Origin of the sequence: Xanthomonas sp. SHU 166 (assembly GCF_000364685.1) — a bacterium.
In the GTDB taxonomy this organism is placed as follows: domain Bacteria; phylum Pseudomonadota; class Gammaproteobacteria; order Xanthomonadales; family Xanthomonadaceae; genus Xanthomonas_A; species Xanthomonas_A sontii.
Genome location: NZ_AQOJ01000744.1, coordinates 1 through 9,674 on the forward strand (window position 1 = coordinate 1; position 9,674 = coordinate 9,674).

Below are 9,674 nucleotides of genomic sequence, written 5' to 3' on the forward strand. Positions count from 1 at the left end.
CAGAACCCCGCCGACGCGCCTGCCGCCAGCACCGCCGCCCCCGGCTCGGCCGCCGCCGCGGCGGACCCGGCCGCGGACACTGCGTTCGCCGCGCTCTCCAAGCGCGCCGTCGACACCTGGATGCAACTGTCCCCGGTCGGCGCCACCCAGACCGGCGACCATCGCTACGACAGCGAACTGGACGACCTCAGCGCCGCCGGCCGGCAGAAGAGCCTGGACGCGAGCAAGCAGTTGCTGGCCGAACTGGACAAGCTCGACACCACCAAGCTCTCGCGCGAGAACCAGGTGGACGCGGCGATCCTGCGCAACCAGTTGCAGTCGGACATCTGGAACAGCGAGGTGGCACAAGGCTGGGCGACCGATCCGCAGGTCTACAACGGCCTGGCCGGCGGCGCGATCTACGGGCTGATGGCGCGCGAGTTCGCGCCGCTGCCGGAGCGGCTGAAGTCGGCCACCGCGCGCATGGAGAAGATCCCGGCGCTGTTCGCGCAGGCGCGCGCCAACCTCGACCCGGCACGCGTGTCGGAGATCAGCGCCAAGACCGTGGCCAAGCAGAACCGCGGCATCCTCAGCATCGTCGACAGCTTCATCGTCCCGCACATCCAGGAACTGCCGCAGGCCGACGCGCAGCGTCTGCAAGCGGCGATCGAGGGCCTGAAGAAGGCCGTGGCCGAACAGCAGACCTGGCTGGACCAGACCCTGGTGCCCAACGCCAAGGGCGACTTCCGCCTCGGCGCGGAGAAGTACGACCAGAAGCTGAAGTTCGCGCTCAATTCCTCGCTGTCGCGCGCCGACATCAAACAGCGCGCCGAGGCCGAGCTCTCCCGCGTGCGCCAGGACATGTACGGCATCGCCCGCACCGTGCTCAAGGACAAACCCGGCGCACCGGCCCTGGTCGATGCGCCCAGCGACGAACAGCAGCAGAAGGCGATCGAGGCGGCGCTGGAGCTGGCCTATGCGCAGCATCCGGCGCGCGACAAGGTGGTCGAGGCCGCCAAGGCCTCGCTGGCCGATGCCACCGACTTCGTGCGCAAGAAGGATCTGGTGACCCTGCCCGATGCGCCGGTGGACATCATCCTGATGCCCGAATTCCAGCGCGGCGTGGCGGTGGCGTACTGCGATTCGCCCGGCCCGCTGGACAAGAACCTGAAGACCTTCTACGCGGTGTCGCCGATTCCCGACGACTGGAACGCGCAACAGGCCGACTCGTTCCTGCGCGAATACAACAGCCGCATGATCCACCTGCTGAGCATCCACGAGGGCGTGCCCGGGCATTACGTGGAAGGCTGGCATTCGGCCAAGTTCCCCTCCACCCTGCGCGGCGTGCTGCGCTCGGGCGTGTTCGCCGAAGGCTGGGCGGTGTACACCGAGCGGATGATGCAGGAGCAGGGCTACCTGGACAACGATCCGCTGTTCCACCTGGTGCAGCTGAAGTTCTACCTGCGCAGCATCGCCAACGCACTGCTCGACCAGGGCGTGCACGTGGACGGCTGGAGCAAGGAACAGGCGCTGCACCTGATGGTCCACGACACCTTCCAGCAGCAGAGCGAGGCCGAGGGCAAGTGGGTGCGCGCGCAGCTGACTTCGGCGCAGCTGCCAACCTACTTCGTCGGCGTGCAGGAGCACCTGGACCTGCGCAAGGCGATGCAGGACAAGCTCGGCGCCAAGTTCAACCTCAAGGCCTACCACGACCAGGTGCTGTCCTACGGCGCCCCGCCGGTGCGGTTCGTGCGCGAACTGATGCTGGACGAGCCGATCAAGTAGTCGGGATTGGGGAGTCGGGATGACGGGCCTGCGGCCGTGGTGAAGCCCTTGAGGATTGGCAAGAACGTCTGGCCCCTGCTGCTGCATGGTCGTTGATACGGGCGCGATACCGTGTCTGCGCGATGCGGGGTTGATGGGCTGTCGCTGCGCGCTGCCTCACCCTCACCCCCCCTCTCCCGGAGGGAGAGGGGCTTTGGCCTCTCCCTTCTCCCCTCGGGAGAAGGTGCCCCGAAGGGGCGGATGAGAGTACGAGCGCCGCCTCGTGCAATCACGCGGATGCAGGCTGGTTTCGCGACGCTTCGCGGTGGCTTGCGTTTTGTGCAGCGGCAGGCCAGAGGTGAGGCGCGATGTCATGCACCGCCAGCGCGACGACGCCCGCTCATCGGTGCGCGGCGCACGCGTCGTCGATGCGTTCACCGACTGGGCGTAACAACGCCACCATCTTCGCCAACGCGTTCGATCGACGGCCGCCACGACCGCACGACCTCACGCGGGTCAGCCCACGCGGTCTGCCGGCGTCTCGCTGCTCCACAACAGCATCGCGTCGCCGTAGCTGAAGAAGCGGTAGCGCTCGGCGATGGCGTGGCGATAGGCGGCGAAGATGCGCTCGCGGCCGGCGAAGGCCGAGACCATCATCAGCAGCGTGCTTTCCGGCAGATGGAAGTTGGTCACCATCGCGTCGACGCTGCGGATGCGGTAGCCCGGCAGGATGAAGATCTGCGTCTCGCCGGCGAACGGATGCAGTTCGCCGTCCTTGGACGCGCTCTCCAGCGCGCGCACCACCGTGGTCCCGACCGCGATCACGCGGCCGCCGGCCGCACGCGTGCGCCGTACCTGCTCGACCAGGCTGGGACCGACATTGAGCCACTCGCGGTGCATCTGGTGCTGCTCCAGCGCTTCCACCCGCACCGGCTGAAAGGTGCCGGCGCCCACATGCAGGGTCACGTGCCCGACCTCGACCCCGCGCTGCTGCAGCGCCTGCAGCAACGGCGCGTCGAAATGCAGCCCGGCGGTCGGCGCGGCAACCGCACCGGCCTCGCGCGCGAACACGGTCTGGTAGCGCTCGCGGTCGTCCAGGCCCGGCTCGCGGCGGATGTACGGCGGCAACGGCAAGCGTCCTGCCTGCTGCAGCCAGTGCTCCAACGCGCCGTCCACATGGAACTGCAACTGGTAGAACTCGCCGTCGCGGCCCAGCACCTCGGCCTCGCCGCCGGCATCCAGGGCGATGCGCGCCCCGGCCTTGGGCGACTTGCTCACGCCCAGCTGCGCCCGCGCGCGCTGGCCGCCGAGCAGCCGCTCGATCAGGATCTCGACCCGCCCGCCGGTGCTCTTCTGCCCAAACAGCCGCGCCGGGATCACCCGCGTGTCGTTGAAGATCAGCAGGTCGCCGGCACGCAGCAGTTCCGGCAGATCGCGCACGTGCCGATCGGCGAAGGCCGCCGGCGCCGGCGGTATCAGCAACAGCCGGCTGGCCGAGCGCTCGGCCAGCGGTTGCTGCGCGATCAGGTCTTCAGGCAGGTCGTAGTGGAAATCGGATTTTTTCAAGGCGCCGGGGGAGATCGGGAATGGGCCGGCCATTGTAGCGGCGCCGGGATTGGGCATTCGGGATTAGGGATTCGTTGAAGCAAAGCGGGATCGCACTGTTGCGAAGCCCCACTCCCTAATTCCGAATCCCGGCCTCTCACCGCTCGAACTTGGTGGACAGAATGATCGACGAAGTGGTGCGCTCCACCCCGTCCAGCGCGCCGATGCGGTCGGTCAGTTCGTCCATGTCGTTGACACCCGGCACCACGCCGAGCGCGATCAGGTCGAAGGAGCCGCTGACCGAATGCAGCACGCGCACCGCATCGATCTCGCGCAGTGCCTTGACCACCGAGGTCATCTTCTTCGGCAGCACGGTGATCAGGATGTGCGCGCGGATATGGCCCTGTTCGTAGTCGTCGCGGGTGCGCACGGTATAGCCGCAGATCACGCCCTCGCGCTCCAGGCGCTCGATCCGGCTCTGCACGGTGGTCCGCGACACGCCCAGGCGACGGGCGATCTGGGCGGTGGAGGCACGCGCGTCCTCGCGCAGCAGCGACAGCAGGGCGTCGTCGGAGGCGGTGATCTTCATGACCACCTATTTTCGTCGAATCGACGAAAATGCGTCAATTCCTGCACGGATTCACGCTGCCATTCGACGATCCTGTCCCGATAATAGACAGGATCGTCGCCAGACAGCCCGCCTTCAGGAGATCTCCATGACCGTACTCGGCCCCCTCGCCCCGCTCCGTGCCCACGCCGGCGATCGCCTGACCCAGGGCCTGGACGACGCCAGCATCGAGCGCCTGGCGGCCTCGCATCCGTCGCTGCGCGCGGCGATCGACGCGGCCGGTGCGGACTACGCGCGCATCGCCGCGGAATTCGGCGACCTGCTCGACCTCGACGAGGCCGAGCAGATCCGCCGCCTGCAGGCCGGGTTCGTCAATTTCTACGCCGACGACGCGGTGACCCCATACGTGGCGCTGAGCGCGCGCGGCCCGTGGGTGGTCACGCTGAAGGGCGCGGTGCTGTACGACGCCGGCGGCTACGGCATGCTCGGCTTCGGCCACACCCCGGAGGCGGTGCTGGAGGCGATGGCGCGGCCGCAGGTGATGGCCAACGTGATGACCCCCAACCTGTCGCAGCTGCGCTTCGAGCGCGCGCTGCGTGCGGAGATCGGCCACCGCCGCGGCGGCTGTCCGTACGCCCGCTTCATGTGCCTCAATTCCGGTTCCGAATCGGTGGGCCTGGCCGCGCGCATCGTCGACATCAACGCCAAGCTGCAGACCGATCCGGGCGCACGCCACGCCGGCGCCAAGATCAAGCGCCTGGTGGTCAAGGGCAGCTTCCACGGCCGCACCGACCGGCCCGGCATGTACTCCGACTCCAGCCGCAAGACCTATCTGCAGCACCTGGCCAGCTACCGCGGCGACGATGGGCTGATCGCCATCGCGCCCTACGACGTGGACGCGCTGCGCCGCGCCTTCGCCGAGGCCGAGCAGCACGGCTGGTTCATCGAGGCGGTGTTCCTGGAGCCGGTGATGGGCGAAGGCGACCCCGGCCGCGCGCTGCCGCCGGCGTTCTATGCCGCCGCGCGCGAACTGACCCGCAACCACGGCAGCCTGCTGCTGGTCGACTCGATCCAGGCCGGCCTGCGCGCGCACGGCGTGCTGTCGGTGGTGGACTATCCCGGCTTCGAGCAGCTCGACCCGCCGGACCTGGAAACCTATTCGAAGGCGCTCAACGCCGCGCAGTACCCGCTGTCGGTGCTGGCGGTGACCGAGCACGCGGCGCAGGTGTATCGCAAGGGCACCTACGGCAACACCATGACCAGCAACCCGCGCGCGCTCGACGTCGCTACCGCGACCCTGGCGCAGTTGACCCCGCAGGTGCGCGCCAACATCCGCGAGCGCGGCGCCGAGGCGGTGCAGAAGCTGGAGAAGCTCAAGGCCGAACTCGGCGGCGCCATCACCCAGGTGCAGGGCACCGGCCTGCTGTTCTCCTGCGCGCTGGCCCCGCAATACAAGTGCTACGGCGCCGGCTCCACCGAGGAGTGGCTGCGCCAGCACGGCGTCAACGTGATCCACGGCGGCGAGAACTCGCTGCGCTTCACCCCGCACTTCGCGATGGACAGCGAAGAGCTGGATCTGCTGGTCGGGCTGATCGGCCGCGCCCTGCGCGAAGGCCCGCGCGTGGCACAGGCCGCGGCGGCCTGAACCCCGCTGCTTGCGGTGCCGCAGGACGGCGCCGCAAGCGGCTAATCCCGACAGCATTGGCGCGTGCCGCCCTTGCACAGAGGGCGAGTACCGGCCTGGCTTCGTGGTCCGCCGACACTGGCGACGCTCATGGCGACACGCGATCCGGCACTGCCACACCCGCTCCTTCGGCATACCTCGAAACGCACCTAGTGCGACGATCCGGCAGCGACACTGCGCCGTCGGTACCACGCCATCTCCAGGCAGCATCGGCTGCCTGACACCGGCGCGCCTCTCTACCGCCCCTAGTTCGGACTTCCACGTACCCGCAGCGCCCGCCTGGTCGGCGCTGGCGTCGCGCGCCCGCACGGACGGCCCCTAAACCGCTCAGTGCCGGGTCATTTGGCCGATTGCGCGCCTTGGTCGATGGGCCGCATTTTCTGGCGAGTCCGGCTATCCGAACCGCGGCGGACCGGCACCGATGACAAAGAGATTGCAAACAATTCGCATTTGCATGGAAAATGAATGCACTGCCTGCATCGCATGCGCGGCAGACACCGTTTCGCCCAGCCGCCCGATCTCGCCGCCGCGGCCGCTCCCACTGGGGGACGGCCGCTGCCCGCGATCGGGGTGCCGCCCCTCCTGCAAACCGAACCGCCCATGACTTCTCCGATCAAGCGCCGCAAACACGCCGTGACCCGCCAGGCCGCCGCACCGACCCTCAGCACCGCCGTGCTGCTCGGTGGGCTGAGCCTGCTTTCCCCCGCGCATGCGGACACCGGCGACCAGCCCACCACCCTGGACAAGGTCGACGTGCAGGCCCAGCGCGCCAAGCGCTACCTGGTGGAAGTGCCGGACTCGCCGAAGTTCACCCAGCCGCTGATCGACACCCCGCAGACCCTCAACATCATCGGCAAGGACCTGTTCAACGAACAGGGCGCCACCACCCTCACCGAAGCGCTGCGCAACAGTCCGGGCGTGGGCACCTTCTATGTCGGCGAGAACGGCAACACCAGCACCGGCGATGCGATCTACATGCGCGGCTTCGACAGCTCCAGCAGCATCTTCGTCGACGGGTTGCGCGACCTCGGCTCGATCTCGCGCGACGTGTTCAACATCGAGCAGATCGAGGTCGAGAAAGGCCCGGCCGGCACCGACAACGGGCGCAGCGCGCCGACCGGCGCGATCAACCTGGTCAGCAAGCAGGCGCACCTGGACAACGCCAGCAGCGCCACGCTGTCCGGTGGCGACCATGGCCAGCGCCGCGCCACCGCAGACTGGAACCAGGCGCTCGGCGCCAGCAGCGCGCTGCGGTTGAACGTGATGGGCCAGGACAGCGACGCCATCGGCCGCGACCATGTCGCCAACAAGCGCTGGGGCCTGGCCTCGTCGCTGGCGTTCGGCCTGGGCACCGACACGCGCTACCTGCTCGACCTGCTGTACGTGAAGCAGGACAACGTGCCCGACGGCGGCGTGCCCACCCTCGGCCTGCCCGGCTACAGCTCGCCCGACCCCGCACGGCCGTGGCTCGGCAGCGCGGCGCGCGTGGACAGCAGCAACTTCTACGGCACCCGCGACGACCACGACGACGTGACCGCGAAGATGGCGACGTTCCGCATCGAGCACGACGTGTCCGACACGGTCAAGCTGACCAATACCGCGCGCTGGGGCCGCAACGAGCAGGACTACCTGCTGTTCGCGTTCATGCCCAACGCCGCCAACCTGCGCACGCCGAATCCGGCGGATCCTGCGACCTGGACGGTGCTGCGCAGCCTGCCGACCTTCAAGGACCAGCAGTACACCACCCTCGCCGACCAGTTGAACCTGCGCGTGGACTTCGCCACCGGCGCGGTGCAGCACAACCTCAGCACCGGCGTGGAAGCCTCGCGCGAGGAACTGCGCAGCTGGGGCCACAACATCGTCGACCGCGCCGCCTGGCTGGCGGCCAATCCGGCCAACCTCTATGCGCCGGACTGGAACACCACGCCGCTGCGCACCGCGCGCAACGGCGCGCGCAGCCATGGCACCACCACCACCTACTCGGCCTATGCCTTCGACACGCTGAAGTTCGGCGACAGCTTCCTGGTCACGGCCGGAGTGCGCGCGGATCGCTACAAGACCGACTTCGACAGCCTGGTGTGCAGTTCCGCCACCGCCACCGCCGCGCCCTGCACCACCGTGGTCGGCCTGGACACCGATATCGCCGACACGCTGTTCAGCTGGAAACTCGGCGCGGTCTACAAGGCCAACGAGGACGTGAGCGTATACGCCAACTTCGCCACCTCGCAGCAGCCGCCCGGCGGCAGCACGCTGGAACTGAGCGCCTCGGCCAACAACGCCAACAATCCGCGCTTCGATCCGCAGAAGGCCAAGACCGCCGAGGTCGGCACGAAATGGAACTTCATCGACGACGCGCTGTTCGCGACGCTGGCGCTGTTCCGTACCGACGTGAACAACGAGATCGTGCAGGGCAGCGACGGGCTGTACTACCAGAGCGGCGCGAAGCGCGTGCAAGGCATCGAACTGTCGGCGGTGGGCAAGCTGACCGAGCGCTGGTCGCTGTCCAGCGGCTACACCAAGCTGGATGCGCGGGTGCGTCAAGGCACGACCGTCTCGCAGGACGGCAGCCAGGATCTGGCCTACACGCCGGACAGCGCGTTCACCGCCTGGACCACCTACACCCTGCCGTTCGGGCTGACCGTCGGCGGCGGCGTGCGCTACTCGGGCGAGATGAAGCGCGGCCGCGACGGCGCGGTCGGCACGCCGGCGTTCGTGAAGTCGTACACCGTGTGGGACGCGGTGCTGAGCTACCCGGTCAACGACCACGTGGCGCTGCGCCTGAACGCCTACAACCTGTTCGACAAGGACTACGTCGCCGCGATCAACAAGAGCGGCTTCCGCTACACGCCCGGCGCGCCGCGCTCGGTGCTGCTGACTGCCGAGCTCCGGTTCTGAGCGACCGCGCCTGCCAACGCGCGGTGGACGCCCTATCCTGGGCGTCCACCGCCGGAGCGCCCCATGCTGCTGCACATTCCCGACATCCTCAGCGCCGATGAGGTCGCGCGGTTCCGCCAGGCACTGGAGACCGCCGACTGGGTGGACGGCCGCGAAACCGTCGGCGCGCAGGGCGCGCAGGTCAAGCGCAACCTGCAACTGGCCGACGCCTCGCCGCTGAAGCAGGACCTCGGCCAGGCGGTGCTGAGCGCACTGGCGCGCAGCCCGCTGTACTTCGCCGCGGCGCTGCCGCTGCGCACCATCCCGCCGCGCTTCAACCGCTACAGCGGCGGCGGCAGCTACGGCCTGCACGTCGACGGTGCGGTGATGACCCAGGCCGCCACCGCCGCGCAGCCGGCGCTGACCGTGCGCAGCGACCTGTCCTGCACCCTGTTCCTGAGTGCGCCGGAGGAGTACGACGGCGGCGAACTGCTGATCCACGACACCTACGGCGAGCATGAGGTCAAGCTGCCCGCCGGCGATCTGATCCTGTATCCGTCCAGCAGCCTGCACCGGGTCGCGCCGGTGACCCGCGGCGCACGCATGGCATCGTTCTTCTGGGTGCAGAGCCTGGTGCGCGACGCCGGCCGGCGGCAGACCCTGTTCGACCTGGACACCGCGATCCAGGCGCTGACCGCCAGCGGCGCGGACGCGGCGGCGCTGCTGCGCCTGACCAACGTCTACCACAACCTGCTGCGCGACTGGTCGGAGACATGAGCGGGCGTGGGGACCGGAACGCCGAACATGCCGCCGGCACACGGTCGCGCGTAGGGCACCTGCGCGCTGCCGTTGTACGGTCGCGCTGCGTCGACGCGTGAGTCGCCCCGCTTCACCGACCACAGTCCGCGCCAGCGCCGGCATCGCCACGCTGCACGGCGGCAGCATGGGCACGCGCTGGAGCGCCAGGCTGCTGCCGCCCCAACGCAGCGACCTGCACGCATTGCGCGATGCGATCCAGGCGCAGCTCGATCTGGTCGTCGCGCAGATGAGCACGTGGGACGCGCAATCGGATCTCAGCCGCTACAACCGCGCCGACGCCGATACCTGGCACGCCTTGCCTGCCGCGTTCGACACGGTGATGCGCTGCGCGCTGGAGGTGGCGCATCGCAGCGGCGGCGCCTTCGATCCCACGATCGGCACCGTAGTCGGCGCGTGGGGCTTCGGCGCCACCGCCGGAGATCGGCGGGTGCCGGAGCCCGC

At 69.0% G+C, this 9,674-nt stretch carries 7 protein-coding genes; 5 read left to right on the forward strand and 2 right to left on the reverse strand.

Going from position 1 to position 9,674, the window contains the following annotated elements:
- The coding region (locus tag D180_RS17285) for a DUF885 domain-containing protein (RefSeq protein ID WP_017913788.1) at positions 1-1,764 on the forward strand (1,764 nt) is incomplete at its 5' end.
- Between the two features lie 495 nt (positions 1,765-2,259).
- Here the strand turns inward: D180_RS17285 and queA are convergent.
- Both queA and D180_RS17295 read right to left on the reverse strand, forming a co-directional pair.
- The gene (gene queA, locus D180_RS17290) at positions 2,260-3,309 is read right to left on the reverse strand and encodes a tRNA preQ1(34) S-adenosylmethionine ribosyltransferase-isomerase QueA (RefSeq protein WP_017913790.1); all 1,050 of its coding nucleotides are present in this window, start codon (positions 3,307-3,309) and stop codon (positions 2,260-2,262) included.
- A 136-nt stretch (positions 3,310-3,445) separates the two neighbouring features.
- Positions 3,446-3,877, reverse strand: coding sequence for an Lrp/AsnC family transcriptional regulator (locus tag D180_RS17295; protein ID WP_017909210.1), 432 nt, complete (start codon positions 3,875-3,877; stop codon positions 3,446-3,448).
- A gap of 127 nt (positions 3,878-4,004) precedes the next feature.
- Between D180_RS17295 and D180_RS17300 the strand changes: the two genes are divergently transcribed.
- The 4 genes from D180_RS17300 to D180_RS17315 all read left to right on the forward strand — a co-directional run.
- The gene (locus tag D180_RS17300; protein WP_017913791.1) at positions 4,005-5,501 is read left to right on the forward strand and encodes an aminotransferase class III-fold pyridoxal phosphate-dependent enzyme; all 1,497 of its coding nucleotides are present in this window, start codon (positions 4,005-4,007) and stop codon (positions 5,499-5,501) included.
- Between the two features lie 639 nt (positions 5,502-6,140).
- A complete protein-coding gene (locus tag D180_RS17305; RefSeq protein ID WP_017913792.1) occupies positions 6,141-8,435 on the forward strand; it encodes a catecholate siderophore receptor Fiu in 2,295 nt (764 codons plus the stop codon).
- 63 nt (positions 8,436-8,498) lie between these two features.
- Complete coding sequence (locus D180_RS17310; RefSeq protein ID WP_017913793.1) at positions 8,499-9,191, forward strand: Fe2+-dependent dioxygenase; 693 nt, start codon at positions 8,499-8,501, stop codon at positions 9,189-9,191.
- Between the two features lie 166 nt (positions 9,192-9,357).
- A partial coding sequence (locus D180_RS17315; protein ID WP_017913794.1) for an FAD:protein FMN transferase occupies positions 9,358-9,674 on the forward strand: 317 nt, incomplete at its 3' end.

Bases quoted from the DNA above. Each gene is read 5' to 3' on its own strand.
- D180_RS17295 (WP_017909210.1), bottom strand. From the start codon at position 3,877: ATGAAGATCACCGCCTCCGACGACGCCCTGCTGTCGCTGCTGCGCGAG.
- D180_RS17300 (WP_017913791.1), top strand. From the start codon at position 4,005: ATGACCGTACTCGGCCCCCTCGCCCCGCTCCGTGCCCACGCCGGCGAT.
- D180_RS17305 (WP_017913792.1), top strand. From the start codon at position 6,141: ATGACTTCTCCGATCAAGCGCCGCAAACACGCCGTGACCCGCCAGGCC.
- D180_RS17310 (WP_017913793.1), top strand. From the start codon at position 8,499: ATGCTGCTGCACATTCCCGACATCCTCAGCGCCGATGAGGTCGCGCGG.